This window comes from Methylobacterium isbiliense, assembly GCF_022179325.1.
In the GTDB taxonomy this organism is placed as follows: Bacteria; Pseudomonadota; Alphaproteobacteria; order Rhizobiales; family Beijerinckiaceae; genus Methylobacterium; species Methylobacterium isbiliense.
The window spans coordinates 143883-163385 of record NZ_BPQQ01000010.1 but is presented as its reverse complement, the minus strand read 5'-3'; the positions used below and the strand labels follow the sequence as shown (position 1 = coordinate 163385).

The window sequence follows — 19503 nt, the reverse complement described above, 5'->3', positions numbered from 1 at the left end:
GCATGCAGCTCACGCTCTGGACCTACGAGGGACCGCCCCATATCGGCGCCATGCGGATCGCCACCGCGATGCGCGGCCTGCACTACGTGCTGCACGCGCCGCAGGGCGACACCTACGCGGACCTGCTGTTCACGATGATCGAGCGGCGCGACGCCCGCCCGCCCGTGACCTACACCACCTTCCAGGCCCGCGACCTCGGGGCCGACACCGCCGAGATCTTCAAGGAGGCAGTCGGCCTCGCCTACGCACGCTTCCGCCCGCAGGCGATGATCGTCGGCGCCTCCTGCACCGCCGAACTGCTGCAGGACGATCCCGCCGGCCTCGCCCGGGCGCTGGACCTGCCGATCCCGGTCATTCCCCTCGACCTGCCGGCCTACCAGAAGAAGGAGAACTGGGGCGCCGCCGAGACCTTCTACCGGCTGGTGCGCGCGCTCAGCGCGCCGCCGGCGCCGCGTGCCGCGCGGGCGCGGCGCTCCTGCAACCTGCTCGGGCCGACCGCGCTGGGCTTTCGCCACCGCGACGACCTGCGCGAGGTGAGGGGCCTGATCGCCCGTCTCGGCATCGACGTGAACGTCGTGGCGCCGCTCGGCGCCACGCCGGCGGATCTCGCGCGGCTGGGCGAGGCCGATTTCAACGTCGTTCTCTATCCCGAGGTCGCGCGCAGCGCCGCGGTCTGGCTCCAGAAGGCGCACGGCCAGCCCTTCACCGACGTGGTGCCGATCGGCGTCGGCGCGACCCGCGCCTTCGTCAAGGCGGTGGCGGACCTCGCGGGCGTCGATCCGGCCCCCGTCCTCGATGCGGACGAGTCGCGGCTGCCCTGGTATTCGCGCTCGGTCGATTCGACCTACCTCACGGGCAAGCGCGTCTTTGTCTTCGGGGACGCCACGCACGCCATCGCGGCGGCCCGCGTCGCGCGCGCCGAACTCGGCTTCAGCGTCGTGGGGCTCGGCACCTACGCGCGGGATTTCGCCCGCGAGGTGCGCGCTGAGGCCGAGGTGCACGGCATCCAGGCGGTGATCAGCGACGATTACCTAGAGGTCGAGGCGGCGATCGCGGCGGCCCAGCCCGAACTCGTGCTCGGCACCCAGATGGAGCGCCACATCGCCAAGCGGCTGGGCATCCCCTGCGCGGTGATCTCGGCCCCGATGCACGTGCAGGACGTGCCCGCCCGCCACGCGCCGCAGATGGGTTTCGAGGGCGCGAACGTGCTCTTCGACACCTTCGTCCACCCGCTGATGATGGGCCTGGAGGAGCACCTGCTGGCGATGTTCCGGGACGACCCGGAATTCCACGACGGCGTCGCCCCGTCGCATCTCGGCGGCCGGCCGCACGCGTCGCCGGAGCCCGTCGCCGTCGCGCCTGCCGCCGCGGCGTCCATCACCACGCCGTCCGCCGCCGCGATCGCCTGGGCCGCCGAGGCCGAGCGGGAGCTGCGCAAGGTGCCGTTCTTCGTCCGCGGCAAGGCCCGCCACAACACCGAGCGCTTCGCCCGCGAGCGCGCGCTGCCCCTCATCACCGTCGAGACCCTCTACGATGCCAAGGCGCATTTCAGCCGGTGAGGCGGCGGGCGCGCTGCCGGAGCTGCGCGTCGTCATCGTCACCCTCGACAACCACCTCGCCGGGGCGGTGGAGCGGGCGCGCCAGACGCTCGCCCGCTCGGCCCCGGGGCTCACCCTCGGCTTCCATGCGGCCGCGGAGTGGGACACCGACCCGGCGGCGCTCGACGCCTGCCGCGCCGACATCGCCCGGGCCGACATCGTGCTCTCGGCGATGCTGTTCATGGACGAGCACGTCCGGGCGGTGCTGCCGGCGCTGCTGGCGCGCCGCGCCGCGTGCGACGCGATGGTGGGCTGCCTCTCCGCCGCCGAGGTGGTGCGCACCACCCGCATGAACCGCTTCGCGATGGACGGCTCGCAGCGCGGCGCCCTCGACTTCCTCAAGCGCCTGCGCGGGCGCAAGGGACCGGGCGGGGCGGGATCGGGCGGCAGCGGCGCGCGCCAGATGGCGCTGATCCGCCAGATCCCCCGCATCCTGCGCTTCATCCCGGGCTCGGCCCAGGACGTGCGGGCCTACTTCCTGATCCTGCAGTATTGGCTCGCCGGCTCCGACGAGAACGTCGTCAACCTCGTGCGCTTCCTCGCCGCCCGCTACGCGGCCGGGCCGCGGGCGGGCTGGCGCGAGCGTCTGACGCCGCAGGATCCGCTCTCGTACCCGGAGACCGGCCTCTATCATCCCCGCCTCGCGGGCCGGGTCGGCGAGCGGGTCGAGGCGCTGCCGCAGCGGCCCGGCGCCCACGGGCGCGTCGGCCTCCTGCTGATGCGCTCCTACGTGCTCGCCGGCAACACCGCCCATTACGACGGCGTGATCGCCGCCCTGGAGGCGCGCGGCCTGTCGGTGGTGCCGGCCTTCGCGAGCGGCCTCGACAACCGCCCGGCCATCGAGCGGTTCTTCCTGCGCGACGGCCGGCCGGCCATCGACGCGCTGGTGTCGCTCACGGGCTTCTCGCTCGTCGGCGGCCCCGCCTACAACGACGCCGCCGCCGCCCAGGCGGTGCTGGCGCGGCTCGACGTCCCCTACCTCGCGGGCCACGCGGTGGAGTTCCAGAGCCTCGCGCAATGGGAGGCCTCCGAGCGCGGCCTCTCGCCGGTCGAGGCCACCATGATGGTGGCGATCCCCGAACTCGACGGGGCCACCGCCCCGATGGTGTTCGGCGGCCGGGCCGGCACCGACCACGGGCGCGACATGGCGGTCCACCCCGAGCGCGCCGAGCGCCTGAGCGACCGCGTCGCCCGCCTCATCGCCCTGCGGGCGCGCCCGAAGGCCGAGCGCCGGCTCGGCGTCGTGCTGTTCAACTTCCCGCCCAATGCCGGCGCGGTCGGCACGGCGGCCTTCCTGTCGGTGTGGGATTCGCTCCACCGCGTGCTCATGGGCCTGCGGGCCGACGGCTACACGGTCGCGGTGCCCGAGACCCCCGAGGCGCTGCGCCGGGCCGTGCAGGAGGGCAACGCCGCCCGCTTCGGCACCGCGGCCAACGTCGCCCACCGGGTGCCGGCCGACGAGCACGTGCGGCGCGAGCGCTGGCTGCCCGAGATCGAGGCGCAGTGGGGACCCGCCCCCGGCCGCCACCAGAGCGACGGCGCCGCGCTCCTCGTGCTCGGCGCGCAGTTCGGCAACGTCTTCGTCGGGGTGCAGCCCGCCTTCGGCTACGAGGGCGACCCGATGCGGCTGCTGTTCGAGCGGGGCTTCGCGCCGACCCACGCCTTCTCGGCCTTCTACCGCTACCTGCGCGAGGATTTCGGCGCGGACGCCCTGCTGCATTTCGGCACCCACGGGGCGCTCGAATTCATGCCCGGCAAGCAGACCGGGCTCTCCGCCGCCTGCTGGCCCGAGCGGCTGATCGGCGCGATGCCGAACGTCTATCTGTACGCCGCCAACAACCCGTCCGAGGGAACGCTGGCCAAGCGCCGCGCGGCCGCGACCCTGGTGAGCTACCTGACGCCGAGCCTCGCCCAGGCCGGACTCTACCGGGGGCTGATCGACCTCAAGGCCTCGGTGGAGCGCTGGCGCGGCCTCGCGCCCGAGGAGGCGGCCGAGCGCGCCCGCCTCGCCGACCTGATCCAGGGGCAGGCCGCCGGCCTCGATCTCGCCGAGGCCGAGCCCGCCTGGGGGCCGGGGGCGGAGGCGCGCGTCGCCGACCTCGCGGTGCGGCTCGTCGAACTCGAACACACCCTGATCCCGCACGGGCTGCACGTGGTGGGGGAGGGGACGCCGGAGGCCGAGCGCGCCGACCTGCTGATGGCGCTCGCCGAATCGGTGCACGGCGTGTCGCCGGCGCGCGCCGGCATCAATCGGCTGGCGGCGGGCGCTGGCGTGGACGATGCGCTGGCGGCGGCCGGCCTGCCGGCGGAGGAGGCGACGCGCGCCGCCTTCCAGGCGCTGGCCGAGACCAACCGGCTGCTGGCGGAGGACCACGAGATCCCGGCCCTGCTGCGGGCGGTCGACGGCCGCTTCGTGCCGCCGGTCGCGGGCGGCGACGTGCTGCGCACGCCCGCGATCCTGCCGACCGGGCGCAACCTGCACGGGTTCGATCCCTACCGGATCCCGAGTGCCTTCGCGCTGGCGGACGGGCGCGCGCAGGTGGAGCGGCTGCTCGCCCGCCACGCCGCGGAGGGTGCGCCCTGCCCTGAGAGCATCGCTCTGGTCCTGTGGGGCAGCGACAACCTCAAGAGCGAGGGCGCGCCGGTCGCCCAGGCGCTCGCCCTGATGGGCGCAGCACCCCGCTTCGACGGCTACGGCCGGCTCTGCGGCGCGAAGCTCATCCCGCTCAAGGATCTCGGCCGTCCCCGCATCGACGTGGTGGCGACGCTGTCGGGCATCTTCCGCGATCTGCTGCCGCTCCAGACCAAGCTTCTGGCGGAGGCGGCCTTCCTGGCGGCGAGCGCGGACGAGCCGCCGGAGCGCAACTTCGTGCGCAAGCACGCCCTCGCGCACCAGGCGGAGCACGGGATCGACTTGGAGACGGCGGCGCTGCGCGTCTTCAGCAACGCCGAGGGCGCCTACGGGGCGAACCTCAACCACCTGATCGACAGCGGGCGCTGGGAGAGCGATGCCGATCTCTGCGAGACCTTCGCCCGCCGCAAGAGCTTCGCGTACGGCCGCACGGGCCGGCCGCAGCCCCAGCGGGCGCTGATGCAGGCGGTGCTCGCGAAGGTCGACTTCGCCTACCAGAACCTCGATTCGGTCGAGGTCGGGGTCACGAGCGTCGACCACTACTTCGACGGGCTCGGCGGCATGGCGCGCGCGGTGGCCAAGGCGCGCGGGACGAGCGTGCCGGTCTACATCAGCGACCAGACGCGGGGCGAAGGCCGGGTGCGTTCGCTTGCCGAGCAGGTGGCGCTGGAGACCCGCACCCGCATGCTGAACCCGAAATGGGTCGAGGGCATGCTCGGCCACGGCTACGAGGGCGTGCGCCAGATCGACCAGCATCTCACCAACACGGTGGGCTGGTCGGCCACCACCGATCAGGTCGCACCCTGGATCTACCAGCGCATCACCGAGACCTACGTGCTCGACGAAGTCATGCGCGAGCGCATGGCGGCGCTGAATCCCGCCGCTTCCGCCAAGGTCGCCCACCGGCTGATCGAGGCCCACCGGCGCGGCTTCTGGACCCCCGACCCCGAGACGCGGGCCGCCCTCGACCGGGCCGAGGAGGCCCTGGAGGACCGGCTCGAAGGCATCACCGCGGAGGCAGCCGCATGAACATCGCGATCCGCAACCCGGTGACGGCACGGCAGGCGCCCGACGGGCGCCAGGAGGGCAGCCTCCAGGTCGCCCTCGATCCGGACATCCGCATCGAGACCGCCAAGGTCTTCGCCGTCTACGGCAAGGGCGGCATCGGCAAGAGTACGACCTCGTCGAACCTTTCGGTCGCCTTCTCGAAGCTCGGCAAGCGGGTGCTGCAGATCGGCTGCGACCCGAAACACGATTCCACCTTCACGCTGACGAAGCGCCTCGCGCCCACCGTCATCGATGCCCTGGAGGCGGTGCAGTTCCATTCCGAGGAGCTGCGCGTCGAGGATTTCGTGGCCGAGGGCTACAACGGGGTGATGTGCGTGGAGGCGGGCGGACCGCCGGCCGGCACTGGCTGCGGCGGCTACGTCGTCGGCCAGACCGTGAAGCTCCTCAAGGAGCACCACCTGCTCGAAGACACCGACGTCGTCATCTTCGACGTGCTCGGCGACGTGGTCTGCGGCGGCTTCGCCTCGCCGCTTCAGCACGCCGACCGGGCGCTCATCGTCACGGCGAACGACTTCGACTCGATCTTCGCCATGAACCGCATCGTCGCGGCGATCCACGCGAAGTCGAAGAACTACGGCGTCCGGCTCGGCGGCGTCATCGCCAACCGCTCGGCCAACACCGACGAGATCGACCGCTTCAATGCCGCGGTGGGCCTGCGCCGCCTCGCGCATTTCCGCGATCTCGACGTGGTGCGCCGCTCGCGCCTGAAGAAGGCGACTTTGTTCGAGATGGATCCCTCGCCCGAACTGCTCGCGGTGCAGAACGAGTACCTGCAGCTCGCCGAGGCCCTGTGGGCCGGCGTCGAGCCCCTCGACGCCACGCCCATGAAGGACCGCGACCTGTTCGAATTCCTGGGGTTCGACTGATGCCGAGCGCCACCTACGCCGCGCGCCGCTCGCAGCTCCAGACCTACTTCGACCGCACGGCGGTCGAGGCCTGGGCGCGTCTCACCTCGGACGCGCCGGTCAGCCGCATCCGCGCCACCGTGCGGGCTGGCCGCGACGCGATGCGGGCCGAACTGCTGTCCTGGCTGCCCGAGGATCTCTCCGGGCGGCGCCTGCTCGATGCCGGCTGCGGCACGGGCGCGCTCAGCCTGGAGGCGGCGCGGCGCGGCGCGCAGGTGGTGGCGATCGACGTCTCGCCGACGCTCATCGGGCTCGCCCGCGAGCGCAGCCGGGAGCTGGCGCTGCCGGGCCGCCTCGACTTCCGGGTCGGGGACATGCTGGACGAGTCGCTCGGCCGCTTCGACCACGTGGTGGCGATGGATTCGCTGATCCATTACCGCAGCGCCGACATCGCCCGGGCGCTCGCGGTGCTCGGCCGGCGCACCGAGACCTCGCTGCTCTTCACGGTCGCCCCCCGCACCGCGCTGCTGACGCTGATGCACGCGGCCGGCCGGCTGTTTCCGCGCGGCGACCGGGCGCCCGCGATCGAGCCGGTGACCGAGCGGACCCTGCGCCGCCGCATCGCCCGCGAGGAGTCCCTCTCGCCCTTCGGGCTCGCGCGGTCGCGCCGGATCACCAGCGGCTTCTACCTCTCCAACGCCCTGGAGCTGGCGCGCCGATGAGCGATGCGAGCCGCCTCGCCCGGGCGCTGACGCAGCTTGGGCCCCGCCTCCTCCCCTTCGCGGACGCCGCCACGGCGGAGCTGCCGCTCGGGCGGCTCCTGCGCCTGTCGCTGTTCCAGGTGACGGTCGGGATGGCGGCGGTGCTGCTCATCGGCACGCTCAACCGGGTGATGATCGTCGAACTCGGCGTTCCGGCCTGGATCGTCGCCGTGATGCTCTCCCTGCCGCTGCTCGCGGCACCGTTCCGGGCTTTGATCGGCTTCCGCTCGGACACGCACCGTTCGGTGCTGGGCTGGCGCCGCGTGCCCTACCTGTGGTTCGGCACGCTGCTGCAGTTCGGCGGCCTCGCGATCATGCCCTTCGCGCTCCTGATCCTCTCGGGGGACACGACCGGGCCGATCGTGATCGGGCAGGCGGCGGCGGCGCTCGCCTTCGTGCTTGTGGGTGCGGGGCTCCACACCACGCAGACGGTCGGTCTGGCCCTCGCCACCGACCTCGCGCCGGCCCATGCGCGCCCGAAGGTGGTGGCGCTGCTCTGCGCCATGCTGCTCGCCGGCATGATGGGCAGCGCCGTCGTCTTCGGCCTCGCGTTGGCGAACTTCTCGGCGATCCGGCTGATCCAGGTGATCCAGGGCGCGGCTTTGGCCACGCTGGTCCTCAACGGCATCGCCCTGTGGAAGCAGGAGGCGCGCGATCCCGCCCGCACCGCCGCGGCCCGGCCCGACTTCCGCACCGCCTGGGCGGCCTACGCGCGGGCGCCGCGGGCGCGCCGGCGGCTGGCCGCCACCGGGCTCGGCACCGCGGCCTTCAGCATGCAGGACATCCTGCTCGAACCCTATGGCGGGCAGATCCTGCGCCTGCCCGTCGCCGCCACGACGGCCCTCACCGCATTGTTGGCGCTGGGCGGCGGCATCGGCCTCCTCGCGGCCGCGCGCTGGCTCAGCCGCGGCGGCGATCCGTTCCGGGTCGCGGCCGGCGGCGCGGTCACCGGCATCGCCGCCTTCTCGGCGGTGGTGTTCGCCGCGCCGCTCGCCTCCGGCCCGCTCTTCGCGGGCGGCGTCGCGCTGATCGGCCTCGGCGGCGGCCTGTTCGCCCACGGCACGCTCACCGCCTCGATGGAGGGCGCCGCCCCGCAGGAATCCGGCCTCGCGCTCGGCGCCTGGGGCGCCGTGCAGGCGAGCGCCGCCGGCGCGGCCATCGCGGCGAGCGGCATCGTGCGGGATGTCGGTTCCGCCCTCGCGGTCGCAGGCCATCTCGGCGAGGCGCTGAACGACGCCTCAACCGGGTACCTCATCGTCTACCACGTCGAGATCGGGCTGCTGTTCGCAACCCTGGTGGCGATCGGGCCGCTGGTGCGGCCCGCCGATCCCGCCGCCCCCCTGCCGCGCGGCGCGCCCGCGCGCCGCAGCGTCGCCCGCCCGGCCCTATTCTGAGGGAGGCCCGTCATGCCCAAGGGTGCCATCACCAGTTACATCGACGTCGCCCAACTGGTGCTCTACGCGTTCTGGTTCTTCTTCGCCGGCCTGATCTTCTACCTGCGCCGGGAGGACCGCCGGGAGGGCTACCCTCTCGAATCCGAGACCCGCGGCGGGCTCACCGGCTGGGACTGGCTTTTTCTGCCTACGCCGAAGGCCTTCGTCATGGCCGACGGCCGCACCATCCTGGCGCCGCGGCCCGAGGAGGGGCCGGTGGGCGAGCTGAAGGCCGTCAAGCTCGAACCCTGGCCCGGCGCGCCGATCCAGCCGACCACCCCGGACGACGGGCGCCTGCGCGACGGCGTCGGGCCGGGCGCCTACGCGCAGCGCAGCGACAAGCCCGACATCACCTGGGAAGGGCACAACCGCATCGTGCCGCTGCGCGTCGCCACCGAGTTCGCGGTGGCCGAGCAGGATGCCGACCCGCGCGGCTTCCGCGTGGTGGGCGCCGATCGGGCGGTGGCCGGCACCGTCACGGAGATCTGGGTCGACCGGGGCGAATCGCTCCCCCGCTACTACGAGGTGGAGCTGGCCGACGCGCCGGGCCGCACCGTGCTGATGCCGGTCACCTTCGCGAACGTCTCGGGGGCCAAGGCCACGGTCGTCTGCGAGGCGCTGCTCGCCCGGCACTTCGCCGACGTGCCGCCGCTGCGCGACCGCGACAGCATCACGCTGCTCGAGGAGGAGCGCGTCATCGCCTTCTACGGCGCCGGCACGCTCTACGCCACGCCCGGCCGCACGGAGCCGCTGCTGTGAGCGAGGACGTGATTCCCCGTGGCCTGCCCGCCCCTCTGCCGCCCGGCGAGCGGCTGATCTGGCAGGGGCGGCCCGGCCCGCTGGGCCTCGCCCGGCGCGCCTTCCATCTCGACCTCGTGGCGTCGTATTTCGCGCTCCTCGCGCTCGTCGAGGCGATGAGCGCGGGCCGTCCCGCCGCGGCGCTGCCCGTCCTTGGCCTCGGCGTCGGAGGTCTTGCGGTGCTGCTGACCCTGGCGTGGTGCGCGGCCCGCACCACCACCTACAGCCTCACCGACCGGCGGCTGATGCTGCGCATCGGCATCGCGCTGCCGATCACCGTGAACCTGCCGCTGCGGGAGATCGAGGCCGCGGGCCTGCGGCGCTTCCCGGACGGCAGCGGCGAGATCCCGCTGCTGCTCAAGGCCGGGACGCGGCTGGCCTACCTGCACCTCTGGCCTCATGCCCGGCCCTGGCGCCTCGCGCGGCCCGAGCCGATGCTGCGCGCGCTGCCGGAGGCCGAGGAGGCCGCGGCCCGCATCGCCGCCGCCCTCGCCGCCGCCCATGGCCGGCCGGTGCCCGACTGGTCGCCCGCCCCAGCGCCCGCCGCACTGCCGGGGCGCCTCGCCGCCGCCGGATCGTGAGGAGCGCGCCATGCCCGACCACACCACCCACGTGCCGCGCTCGCAGATCGTCAGGGCCATGCTCCTGATGGCCTTCGCCGTCGCGGCCGTGGCGATCGGCCGCCTCGGCGACATCGGGACGACGCGGCTGCCCGAGGCCCAGGCCGTGCAGGTGCTCGACCTCACGGTGCAGGACCGCAGCGACGGGGCGGTGGCGCTGAGCGACGCGCGCAACGGCAGCCTCGTCGCCCTCGTGCAGCCCGGCCAGGACGGGTTCCTGCGCGCCGCGCTGCGGGTGATGGCCCAGGCGCGCCTGCGCGAGGGCCTGCCGCGCGATCCGCCCTTCCGGCTCACCCGCTGGGACAACGGCACGCTCTCGCTCGACGATCTCGCGTCGGGCCGGCGCATCAACCTCGAAGCCTTCGGGCCGAGCAACGCGGCCGCCTTCGCGCGGCTGCTCCACCAGGGGAGGGGCGCATGATGAACCTGAGTTTGGGCGGCCGACGCCGCATCGAGGTGCCCTGCACGGTGGAGATCGAGCAGACCGCCGAATCCCTGCACGCCCACGTCACGCTCGACGGCGGCCTCGCCATCGAGCCGGGCGACGAGGTGACGGTGCACGATGCGCCGACCGAGGTGCCCTACGGCGAGCGCATCGTGGTCCGGCGCACCGCCACGGTGGTGCGGGCGGGGGCTGTCGAGCGCCTGTGGACCCGCATCGCCGGACATTTCGAACTCACCGAACTCTACGAAGTCAGCTTCTCTGAAAGGACGAGGCTATGAGCGCGACCGCCCTCCCCACGCCGAACGAGAGCACCCGCCACGCCCAGGAGACGACCTTCCTGAGCCCGCGCTTCTACACCACCGACTTCGACGAACTCGACCGCACGAACGTCGAGCCGGTGCGGGCCGAGTGGGACGTGTTGATCGCCGAGATGCGCGCCGACCCGAACAAGCGCCACTTCGTGCGCAACCACGAGTTCGATCTCGACCTCTCCGGCCTCGATCCGGAGCTGCGCAAGGAATTCCTCGACTTCCTCGTCTCCTCGATCACGGCCGAGTTCTCGGGCTGCGTGCTCTATGCCGAGATGCGCAAGCGCGCCAAGAACAAGGACATTCGCGAACTCTTCGCCTTCATGAGCCGCGACGAGGCCCGGCACGCCGGCTTCATCAACGACACGCTCAAGGATTTCGGGGTCGGGGTCGATCTGGGCTTCCTCACCAAGGCGAAGAAGTACACCTATTTTCGGCCGAAGTTCATCTTCTACGCGACCTACCTGTCGGAAAAGATCGGCTACGCCCGCTACATCACCATCTTCCGCGAGCTCGAGCGCAAGCCGGAGAATCGCTTCCACCCGATCTTCAAGTGGTTCGAGAAGTGGTGCAACGACGAGTTTCGCCACGGAGAGGCCTTCGCGCTGCTGATGAGGGCCAATCCGAAGCTGCTCTCGGGAGTCAACTACTACTGGATCAAATTCTTCCTGCTCGCGGTGTTTTGCACCATGTACGTCCGCGATCATTGCCGCCCGGCCTTCCACAAGGCGCTGGGGATCGACCCCACCGCCTACGACTTCACAGTGTTCGCCATCACCTCGGAGATCTCGCGGCAGGTCTTCCCGCTCACCCTCGATCTCGACAACCCGGCCTTCAAGGCCGGACTCGACCGGCTGCTCGCCAGCGCCCGGGGGATCGAGGAGGCGAAGGCCCGCGGCGGCCTCGTGGGCCGGCTCGCGCATGCGGGCCACGCGGCGCGGGCCGCGCTGACCTTCGGGCGCCTGATGCTGATGCCCGCCAAGGCCAACCCGATGCCCGCGCAGATCCGCCTCAGCCCCGCTTGGTAGCGCAGCCGCCCATGTCGGACTACGCCGCGCCGATCCTCTACGCCGTCGTGATGTGGTGGTTCCTCACCGGGGTCATCCTCTGGCTGAACCACCGGCCGCGGCGCACCCATGCCTGGAGCTTCGGGGCGACGAGCCTCGCGCTCGCCGGCGCCCTGTGGGCGATCGCCTGGAGCGCGGGCGAGCCCACCGAGGCGGGGGCCTACGCGGCCTTCACGGCGGCCCTGGTCGTGTGGGGCTGGCAGGAGATGGCCTTCTACATGGGCTTTCTCGCCGGTCCGCGCCGCACGGCCGGTCTGCCCACGGCCCGCGGCCTCGCCCGGTTCGGGCAGGCGGCGGCCACCAACCTCTGGCACGAGGCGGCGATCATCCTGGGCGCGCTCGCCGTCGCGTGGCTCACCGAGGGACGGCCGAATCGGATCGCCCTCTGGACCTACCTCGTGCTCTGGGGGATGAACCTCAGCGCCCGGCTCAACCTCTATCTCGGCGTGCGCAATCTCAACGCCGAGTTCCTGCCCGAGCACCTGCGCTACCTCGGCAGCTTCTTCCGGCGCGCGCCGATGAACGCGCTGTTTCCCGTCGCGATGACCCTGGCGACGGCCATTCTGCTGGTGCTGCTGCATCCGGCGGTCACCGAGAGCGCCTCCGCCTTCGCGCTCGCCGGCCACACCATGATGGCGACGCTGATGGCGCTCGCCATCCTGGAACACGGGTTCCTGATGCTGCCGCTGCCCTCCGCCGCCCTCTGGGGCTGGGGACTGCCCGCCCGCCGGCCCGCCGGCGACGCCGACACCCGCACGGCGCGCTGAGCGCCGGCCGAGTACTCGCCTGAGCGGGCCCGGAGAGCCCGCCCCACCACAGGAAGGTGACGCGCCATGGACTACGAATCGTTCTTCGCCGCGCAGCTCCAGGGCCTTCACCGCGAAGGACGCTACCGGATCTTCACCGATCTCGAACGGCAGGCCGGGCGCTTCCCCCACGCCACGCACCACGCGCCCGGCGGCCAGAGCGAGGTCACGGTCTGGTGTTCGAACGACTATCTCGGCATGGGCCAGCACCCGACGGTGCTGCGGGCGATGCACGAGGCGCTCGACCGCTGCGGCGCGGGAGCCGGCGGCACCCGCAACATCTCCGGCACCAACCACTACCACGTGCTGCTCGAGCGCGAACTCGCCGACCTCCACCACAAGGAGGCGGCGCTGCTCTTCACCTCGGGCTACGTCTCGAACTGGGCGGCGCTCGGCACGCTGGCCTCGAAACTGCCGGGCTGCGTGGTGTTCTCGGACGAGGGCAACCACGCCTCGATGATCGAGGGCATCCGCTCCAGCCGCGCCGAGCGCCACATCTTCCGCCACAACGACCCGGCCGACCTGGAGCGCAAGCTGCGGCTCGTCGATCCGGCGCTGCCCAAGCTCGTCGCCTTCGAGTCCGTCTATTCGATGGACGGGGACATCGCGCCGATCGCCGAACTCTGCGACGTCGCCGAGGCCTACGGGGCCATGACCTACCTCGACGAGGTCCACGCGGTCGGCCTCTACGGCCCGCGCGGCGGCGGCATCGCCGAGCGCGAGGGGCTGATGCACCGCCTGACGGTGATCGAGGGCACGCTCGGCAAGGCCTTTGCGGTCTGCGGCGGCTACATCGCGGCCTCGTCGGCCCTGTGCGACTTCGTGCGCAGCTTCGCCTCGGGCTTCATCTTCACCACCTCGCTGCCGCCGGCCGTGGCGGCCGGGGCGGCGGCCTCCATCCGCCACCTCAAGCAGAGCGGCGCCGAGCGCGACCGCCACCAGGACCGCGTCGCGCAGGTCCGCCGCCGCCTCGATGCGGCCGGCATCCCGCTCCTCGACAACCCGAGCCACATCGTCCCGGTGATGGTCGGCGACCCCGTCCTGTGCAAGCAGATCAGCGACATGCTGCTCGACGAGTTCGGCATCTACGTCCAGCCGATCAACTATCCCACCGTCCCCCGCGGCACGGAGCGCCTGCGCGTCACCCCGTCCCCGCTGCACAGCGACGCCGATATCGACCATCTGGTGGCGGCGCTCTGCGCCATCTGGGCCCGGATCGGGCTCGCCAAGGCGGCGTAGGCAGCCGGCTCCGACGCGGAGCGCGGGGATCCCTTGTCCCGTGCGGATGAGGGGCCGCCGCGCTGCTTCGGCGCCCTGTCTCACGTCGGATTGTCATCCCGTAACGACATGTTGCGCGTCAATTCCGTTAGACATTTCTCCTGCCCGGGTGAATGCTGATCCGGTTCCGGATGCCCGGCCCTGCTCGTCGAGGTTTCGTCGTGGCGCTCACCCAATCGGCCCTGTCCCGGCGGGCCTTGAAGCCGGATCCGCTGCCCGCGATCCGGGCCCCGGCCACCGGCACCTATCCGTTCGCCGCCATCGTCGGCCAGGACGAGATGCGCCGCGCCCTCCTGATCGCGGCAATCGATCCGTCGGTCGGCGGCGTGCTGGTGTTCGGGGACCGCGGCACCGGCAAGTCCACGGCGGTGCGGGCCCTCGCGGCGCTGCTGCCGCCGATGCGGGCGGTGGCGGGCTGCCCCTATGCCTGCGATCCGGCCGAGACGGCCGGGCTCTGCGCCACCTGCCAGGCGCGCCTGCCCCACGGCCTGCCCGTGCAGGCGGTGCCGGTGCCGGTGGTCGACCTGCCGCTCGGGGCCACAGAGGACCGGGTGGTCGGGGCGCTGGACATCGGCCGGGCGCTCGCGGCGGGCGAGAAGGCGTTCGAGCCCGGCCTCCTGGCGCGGGCGAATCGCGGCTTTCTCTACATCGACGAGGTCAACCTGCTGGAGGACCACCTCGTCGATCTGCTGCTCGACGTGGCGGCCTCCGGCGTCAACACGGTGGAGCGCGAGGGGCTGAGCGTGCGCCATCCGGCGCGCTTCGTTCTCGTCGGCAGCGGCAACCCGGAGGAGGGGGAGCTGCGGCCGCAGCTCCTCGACCGCTTCGGCCTCGCGGTCGAGGTGACGACGCCGACCGACCTGCCGACCCGGATCGAGATCGTCCGGCGGCGCGACGCCTACGAGCGCGACGCGGCCGGGTTCGGCGCGGCCTGGGCGGGCGAGGAGCGGGCCTTGCGCGAGACGATTCTGGCGGCCCGCGACCGGCTCGGCGGCGTGGTGGTGCCCGATGCCGCGCTGGAGGCGGCCGCGCGGCTGTGCCTCGCCCTCGGCACCGACGGCCTGCGCGGCGAGCTGACCCTGATGCGCGCCGCCCGGGCGCTCGCGAGCCTGGAGGGCCAGCGGCGGGTCACCACCGATCACCTGCGCGGCGTCGCGCCGGCGGCGCTGCGCCACCGCCTGCGCCGCAATCCGCTCGACGAGGCCGGGTCCGGCGCCCGCGTCGCCCGCGCGCTTGACGAGGTTTTCGGGTGAGCACGCCCGCCGAGGACACGGTCTGGTTCCACGCGGGCCTTGCCGCCGCCCTGTTCGCCCTCGATCCGGCGGGCTGCGGCGGCGTCGTCCTGCGAGCCCGCCCGGGTCCGGCGCGCGAGGCGTGGCTCACCCGGTTGCGCGCGCTCCTGCCCGCGCAGACGCCGATGCCGCGCCTGACGGCGGGGATCGGCGACGAGAACCTGCTCGGCGGCCTCGATCTGCCCGCGACGCTGCGCGCCGGGCACGCGGTGCTGCGGCCGGGCCTGCTGGCGCAGGCGGATGGCGGCGTGGTGATCGTGCCGATGGCCGAGCGGCTGACGGCCGGCACCGCGGTCCGGATCGCGCAGGCGCTCGACACGGGCGAGGTCGAGATCGCGCGCGACGGGCTCGCCGCCCGGCTGCCGGCGCGCTGCGGGCTCGTGCTCCTCGACGAGGGCGAGGAGGCCGACGAAGCCGTGTCCGCCGCGCTCGCCGACCGGGCCGCCCTCTGGCTCGATCTCGACACGGTCCGTCTGCCCGACCTCGCCGCGCCGCTTCCCGACCTCGACCGCGAGGCGGCGCGCGCGTGCCTCGACGGCATGACCTGCGACGAGGAGGCGGTCGGTCGGCTCTGCCGGATCGCGCTGGCGCTCGGCATCGCCTCGCTGCGGGCACCGGTGCTGGCGCTGCGCGTGGCGCGCCTGCACGCGGCGCTCGGCGGGCGGCGGGCCGTGGCGGAGGACGATCTCGCGGCCGCCGCCGCCCTGGTGCTGGCGCCGCGCGCCCTGCACCGGCCCGCCGAGCCCGAACCGGCCGAGACCCCGCCCGAATCCGAGACGGAGCCGGCCGCCGGCGAGGGGATGGCGGCGCAGGACCGCGTGCTCGCCGCCGCCGCGGCCGCGCTTCCCGCGGGACTGCTCGCCCGGCTGCTCGCCGGGCAGGGGCCGCGCGCCCGCGCCCCGTCGGCCGGCCGGGCCGGCGCCGCGTCCGCGCAGCCGCGCCGCGGGCGGCCCGTCGGCGCCCGGCCGGGCGATCCCCGCCGCGGGCGCCTCGCGCTCGTCGAGACCCTGCGGGCAGCCGCCCCCTGGCAGCGGCTGCGCGGCGCGTCGCCCGGCCGGATCCTGATGCGGCCCGAGGACATCCGCATCCGCCGCCTCGTCCAGCGCACCGAGACGACGACCGTGTTCGCGGTGGACGCGTCCGGCTCGGCGGCGCTGGAGCGCCTCGCGGAGGCCAAGGGTGCGGTCGAGCTGCTGCTGGCCGAGTGCTACGTGCGGCGCGACCGCGTGGCGCTGATCGCGTTCCGGGGCCGCGAGGCGGACCTGCTCCTGCCGCCGACCCGGTCGCTGGTGCGAGCCAAGCGCGCGCTGGCGGCCCTGCCCGGGGGCGGCGGCACGCCGCTCGCCGCCGGCCTCGACGCGGCCGCGGCCCTGGCCGAGGGCATCCGGCGCGGCGGACGCACGCCGGTCGTGGTGCTGCTCACCGACGGACGGGCGAACGTCTCGCGCTCCGGCGCGCCGGGCCGGGCGGAGGCCGCGCAGGACGCCCTGGCCGCCGCCAAGGCGCTCGCGGCGTACGGCACCCGGGCGCTCCTGATCGACACTGCTTCGCTGCCGCAGGAGTCGGCCCGCCGGCTCGCCGCCGCGATGGCGGCGCACTACCTGCCGATGCCCCAGGCCGATGCCGCGCAGCTCTCCCGGGCGGTGCGGCGCGAGACTGCCGCGCGAGGCTGACGCCCCCCGATGCTGCCCTTCAGCGACGACAGGCCCACCTTCGAGCGCGAGGGCCGCGACTGGCCGAACCGCGCGGCCAGCCGCTTCGTCGCGGCGGGCGGCCTGACATGGCACGTGCAGGAGGCGGGCGAGGGGCCGGCGCTCCTCCTCGTCCACGGCACCGGCGCGGCGACGCATTCCTGGCGCGGGCTGCTGCCGCAGCTCGCCGCGCGCTTCCGCGTCATCGCACCCGACCTGCCCGGCCACGGCTTCAGCGATCCGCTCCCGACCCCCTCGCTGCCGCGCATGGCCGGCGCGCTGGCCGCCCTCCTCGGTGCCCTCGGCGCAGCCCCGCAGGTCGTCGTCGGCCACTCGGCCGGGGCCGCGATCCTGGTCCGGCTCTGCCTCGACGTGGCGCTGGCGCCCCGGCTGCTCGTCGGCGTCAACGCCGCGCTCAAGCCCTTCCCCGGCATGGCCGGGCTGATCTTCCCGGCCATGGCCCGGGCGCTGTTCCTCAATCCGGTCACGCCCCGGGTCTTCGCGTGGTCGGCCGATCGCAGCGCCGTCGAGCGGCTGATCCGCGGCACCGGCTCCACCCTCGACCGGCAGGGGCTCGATCTGTACCGGCGCCTGTTCCAGCGGCCCTCCCACATCGCCGGCGCGCTCGGCATGATGGCGAACTGGGACCTCGTTGACCTCGACCGCGACCTGCCGCGCCTCGCCGTCCCGGTGCTGCTCGTCGTCGGCGGGGACGACCGCACCATCGCGCCCGAGGTGTCGTTCCGCGTGGCCGAGCGCCTGGGGGCCCGGGCACGGCTGGAGCTGATGCGCGGCCTCGGCCACCTCGCCCACGAGGAGAGGCCGGAGGCGGTCGCCGCCCTGATCCTGGCCGCGGCCGCGCGCGAGGGCGTGACGCAGGGGTGAGCCCCGGCGCGGCGGCCGCTTTGCGCCCGGAACGCGTTCGCCTATGGTGCCGCCGCGAGGCCGGCGGGCCGTTCGGTGGTCCTCGCCGGAGTCAGTTCGGTTTGCCGCGTCTCGGAATCGGGATCACGACCTACAATCGCGCCGGGTCGCTGGCGCGGACGCTGGAGAGCGTGGCGCGCCACACCGCCACGCCTCACGCGCTGTTCGTCGCCGACGACGGGTCGCGCGACGACACCGCCGCCCTGCTCCGCCGCCTGCGGGTGCCGCATCTGAGCGCGCCGAACCGGGGCGTGGCCTGGAACAAGAACCGGGTGCTCTTCCACCTGCACGAGGTCGCCCGCTGCGACGTCGCCATCCTGCTGGAGGACGACACGGCGCCGCAGCGCGACGGCTGGGAGGCGCCCTGGATCGAGGCCGCCCGGCGCTGGGGTCACGCGAACTTCGCGGGCGAGTGGTTCGCCGACCGGTTCGTCTCGGGCGCGGGCACGCCGGAGGATCCGGTGCTGAGCCCCGACATCTCCGGCCAGTGCGTCTCGTTCAGCCGCACGGCGCTGCGGAGGGTCGGCTACATGGACACCCGCTTCGGCCGCTACGGGTACGAGCATTGCGATCATTCCGAGCGGATGCTCGCGGCCGGGTTCGGCGGGAAGGCCGCGGAGCCGCCGCTCTACTATCTGCTGCGCAGCGAGCTGGCGGTCGACGCCTCCGATACGGGAGACTACCGCGACGAGCTCGACCGCAACGCCCTGATCTACATGCAGGTCAAGCAGAGCCGCCGCGGCCATCGCTGGCCCTGGCGCACATGGGGCGAGATGCGGCGCTTTCTCGACGAGATGCGCCGCGCGCGGCTCTACGATCCGCGGCTGCAGGCCCGCCTCGCCCTCGCGCTGGCCCTCATGCCCGCCCGCAGCGGTGCGGCCTGGGCCGCACGCGGCCTGCGCGGCCGCCAGGCGCGCGTGTCGCATCCCGCCGGCTGGCCGGACGCCTCGGACCAGCGGCACGACGGGCGCTAGCGCAGCCGAAGCCCCGATGTTCCATATCGGCCAGGACGGCTGGCTCTTTCTCACCGGCGGCTCGAACGACGTCGTCGCCCAGTACGGCAACAGCCGCGAGGTCTGGGCCCGGCTCCTGGCGTGGCGCCACCTCGCCCTGGCGCGGGCGGCGCGGGCCGAGGGCCTCGGCGCGCGCTACCTCCACGTCGTCGTGCCGGAGAAGATCACCGTCTACGACAACAAGTTCGCCGGCCTGCGGGTGAAGGTGCGCCGCTCCCCGGCGCGGCGCCTTGCCCGCCTGCTCTCGCTGACCCGGGCCGGCCGCGCCCTCCTGGTCGACCTCGTCGGGCCGATGCGGGCCGGGCGCGACGCGGCCGACCTCTACTTCCGCACCGACACGCACTGGTCGTTTCCGGGCTACTTCCTGGCCTACCGGGAGATTTGCCGGGCCTGCGGCGCCACCCCGCGCGACGACCTCGCCCTGCGTCCGTCCCACCCCTGCGCCCAGGTGATGGACATCGAGACCAAGCTGCCCTTCCCGGAGCCGGAAACGGTGATGCGCCACGTCCTGCAGCGGGATGCGGTGCGCGAGCCCGGCACGCTGGCCCGGGTCTACGAGGCCGCCGGGCGCGGTCACGATCTGCACGTCGGCGCGCACGTCGTCTTCCGCAACCCGAGCCCGCAGGCCGATCCGCGCCGGGTGGTGCTGTTCGGCTCGTCCTGCTCGGGTCACGTCCACGGCATGCTGAGCGGCGCGCTGGCGGAGACTTTCCGCGAGCTGCACTTCGTCTGGTCGGCCAGCATCGACTGGGCCTATGTCGAGGCGGTGCGGCCCGATCTCCTCCTGTTCGAGATCGCCGAGCGCTTCATGGCCCGGGTGCCGACGGACGATTTCTCCATCGAGGCCTTCGCGGCCGAGCGCATCCGGGCGCTGGCGCAGGAGGGCCCCTGACGGGCCTTGCCTCGGGGCGGGTCTGCGACGAT

At 73.6% G+C, this 19503-nt stretch carries 17 protein-coding genes; all 17 read left to right on the top strand.

Annotation, left to right across the window (positions count from 1 at the left end; genetic code table 11):
* Positions 1 to 2 precede the first annotated feature (2 nt).
* The 17 genes from bchB to MFF61_RS05195 all read left to right on the top strand — a co-directional run bounded on the left by bchB (position 3) and on the right by MFF61_RS05195 (position 19471).
* A complete protein-coding gene (gene bchB, locus MFF61_RS05275; RefSeq protein ID WP_238234009.1) occupies positions 3 to 1559 on the top strand; it encodes a ferredoxin:protochlorophyllide reductase (ATP-dependent) subunit B in 1557 nt (518 codons plus the stop codon).
* Entirely contained in the window at positions 1534 to 5259 is a 3726-nt protein-coding gene (locus tag MFF61_RS05270) for a magnesium chelatase subunit H (RefSeq protein WP_238234008.1), read from the top strand. Before bchB ends, MFF61_RS05270 begins: the two co-directional genes overlap by 26 nt.
* Positions 5256 to 6164 (top strand): ferredoxin:protochlorophyllide reductase (ATP-dependent) iron-sulfur ATP-binding protein, encoded by a 909-nt coding sequence (bchL, locus tag MFF61_RS05265; protein ID WP_238234007.1) that lies wholly within the window; start codon positions 5256 to 5258, stop codon positions 6162 to 6164. Before MFF61_RS05270 ends, bchL begins: the two co-directional genes overlap by 4 nt.
* Positions 6164 to 6865 (top strand): magnesium protoporphyrin IX methyltransferase, encoded by a 702-nt coding sequence (gene bchM, locus MFF61_RS05260; RefSeq protein ID WP_238234006.1) that lies wholly within the window; start codon positions 6164 to 6166, stop codon positions 6863 to 6865. Before bchL ends, bchM begins: the two co-directional genes overlap by 1 nt.
* Complete coding sequence (locus tag MFF61_RS05255) at positions 6862 to 8298, top strand: MFS transporter (RefSeq protein ID WP_238234005.1); 1437 nt, start codon at positions 6862 to 6864, stop codon at positions 8296 to 8298. Before bchM ends, MFF61_RS05255 begins: the two co-directional genes overlap by 4 nt.
* A 12-nt stretch (positions 8299 to 8310) precedes the next feature.
* Complete coding sequence (gene puhA, locus MFF61_RS05250; RefSeq protein ID WP_238234004.1) at positions 8311 to 9096, top strand: photosynthetic reaction center subunit H; 786 nt, start codon at positions 8311 to 8313, stop codon at positions 9094 to 9096.
* Positions 9093 to 9716, top strand: coding sequence for a photosynthetic complex putative assembly protein PuhB (puhB, locus tag MFF61_RS05245; protein WP_238234003.1), 624 nt, complete (start codon positions 9093 to 9095; stop codon positions 9714 to 9716). Before puhA ends, puhB begins: the two co-directional genes overlap by 4 nt.
* A gap of 10 nt (positions 9717 to 9726) precedes the next feature.
* Positions 9727 to 10176 (top strand): photosynthetic complex assembly protein PuhC, encoded by a 450-nt coding sequence (gene puhC, locus MFF61_RS05240; RefSeq protein ID WP_238234002.1) that lies wholly within the window; start codon positions 9727 to 9729, stop codon positions 10174 to 10176.
* Positions 10173 to 10478, top strand: a complete 306-nt coding sequence (locus MFF61_RS05235) for an O2-dependent cyclase accessory protein (protein WP_373324584.1) — start codon at positions 10173 to 10175, stop codon at positions 10476 to 10478. The genes puhC and MFF61_RS05235 overlap by 4 nt, the downstream gene beginning before the upstream one ends.
* Positions 10475 to 11536 carry a magnesium-protoporphyrin IX monomethyl ester (oxidative) cyclase gene (gene acsF / locus MFF61_RS05230; RefSeq protein ID WP_238234001.1) on the top strand — a complete coding sequence of 354 codons (1062 nt, stop codon included), beginning with the start codon at positions 10475 to 10477 and terminating at the stop codon, positions 11534 to 11536. The genes MFF61_RS05235 and acsF overlap by 4 nt, the downstream gene beginning before the upstream one ends.
* Positions 11537 to 11547: 11 nt before the next feature.
* Positions 11548 to 12342 (top strand): putative photosynthetic complex assembly protein PuhE, encoded by a 795-nt coding sequence (puhE, locus tag MFF61_RS05225; RefSeq protein WP_238234000.1) that lies wholly within the window; start codon positions 11548 to 11550, stop codon positions 12340 to 12342.
* Positions 12343 to 12408: 66 nt separating this feature from the next.
* Entirely contained in the window at positions 12409 to 13620 is a 1212-nt protein-coding gene (gene hemA / locus MFF61_RS05220; protein WP_238233999.1) for a 5-aminolevulinate synthase, read from the top strand.
* A gap of 317 nt (positions 13621 to 13937) precedes the next feature.
* Positions 13938 to 14912 (top strand): magnesium chelatase ATPase subunit I, encoded by a 975-nt coding sequence (bchI, locus tag MFF61_RS05215; protein ID WP_238234050.1) that lies wholly within the window; start codon positions 13938 to 13940, stop codon positions 14910 to 14912.
* On the top strand, positions 14909 to 16624 hold the full coding sequence (locus MFF61_RS05210) for a magnesium chelatase subunit D (protein WP_238233998.1): 1716 nt from the start codon (positions 14909 to 14911) through the stop codon (positions 16622 to 16624). Before bchI ends, MFF61_RS05210 begins: the two co-directional genes overlap by 4 nt.
* Positions 16625 to 16633: 9 nt before the next feature.
* On the top strand, positions 16634 to 17527 hold the full coding sequence (gene bchO / locus MFF61_RS05205) for an alpha/beta fold hydrolase BchO (protein ID WP_238233997.1): 894 nt from the start codon (positions 16634 to 16636) through the stop codon (positions 17525 to 17527).
* Positions 17528 to 17628: 101 nt separating this feature from the next.
* On the top strand, positions 17629 to 18540 hold the full coding sequence (locus tag MFF61_RS05200) for a glycosyltransferase family 2 protein (RefSeq protein ID WP_238233996.1): 912 nt from the start codon (positions 17629 to 17631) through the stop codon (positions 18538 to 18540).
* A 16-nt stretch (positions 18541 to 18556) separates the two neighbouring features.
* Complete coding sequence (locus MFF61_RS05195; protein ID WP_238233995.1) at positions 18557 to 19471, top strand: alginate O-acetyltransferase AlgX-related protein; 915 nt, start codon at positions 18557 to 18559, stop codon at positions 19469 to 19471.
* The last annotated feature ends 32 nt before the right edge of the window (positions 19472 to 19503 follow it).

What these genes read in the sequence shown, in the direction of transcription:
- bchB (WP_238234009.1), top strand. Translation starts at nt 3, where the DNA reads ATGCAGCTCACGCTCTGGACCTACGAGGGACCGCCCCATATCGGCGCC.
- MFF61_RS05270 (WP_238234008.1), top strand. Translation starts at nt 1,534, where the DNA reads ATGCCAAGGCGCATTTCAGCCGGTGAGGCGGCGGGCGCGCTGCCGGAG.
- bchL (WP_238234007.1), top strand. Translation starts at nt 5,256, where the DNA reads ATGAACATCGCGATCCGCAACCCGGTGACGGCACGGCAGGCGCCCGAC.
- bchM (WP_238234006.1), top strand. Translation starts at nt 6,164, where the DNA reads ATGCCGAGCGCCACCTACGCCGCGCGCCGCTCGCAGCTCCAGACCTAC.
- MFF61_RS05255 (WP_238234005.1), top strand. Translation starts at nt 6,862, where the DNA reads ATGAGCGATGCGAGCCGCCTCGCCCGGGCGCTGACGCAGCTTGGGCCC.
- puhA (WP_238234004.1), top strand. Translation starts at nt 8,311, where the DNA reads ATGCCCAAGGGTGCCATCACCAGTTACATCGACGTCGCCCAACTGGTG.
- puhC (WP_238234002.1), top strand. Translation starts at nt 9,727, where the DNA reads ATGCCCGACCACACCACCCACGTGCCGCGCTCGCAGATCGTCAGGGCC.
- MFF61_RS05235 (WP_373324584.1), top strand. Translation starts at nt 10,173, where the DNA reads ATGATGAACCTGAGTTTGGGCGGCCGACGCCGCATCGAGGTGCCCTGC.
- acsF (WP_238234001.1), top strand. Translation starts at nt 10,475, where the DNA reads ATGAGCGCGACCGCCCTCCCCACGCCGAACGAGAGCACCCGCCACGCC.
- puhE (WP_238234000.1), top strand. Translation starts at nt 11,548, where the DNA reads ATGTCGGACTACGCCGCGCCGATCCTCTACGCCGTCGTGATGTGGTGG.
- hemA (WP_238233999.1), top strand. Translation starts at nt 12,409, where the DNA reads ATGGACTACGAATCGTTCTTCGCCGCGCAGCTCCAGGGCCTTCACCGC.
- bchI (WP_238234050.1), top strand. Translation starts at nt 13,938, where the DNA reads ATGCGCCGCGCCCTCCTGATCGCGGCAATCGATCCGTCGGTCGGCGGC.
- bchO (WP_238233997.1), top strand. Translation starts at nt 16,634, where the DNA reads ATGCTGCCCTTCAGCGACGACAGGCCCACCTTCGAGCGCGAGGGCCGC.
- MFF61_RS05195 (WP_238233995.1), top strand. Translation starts at nt 18,557, where the DNA reads ATGTTCCATATCGGCCAGGACGGCTGGCTCTTTCTCACCGGCGGCTCG.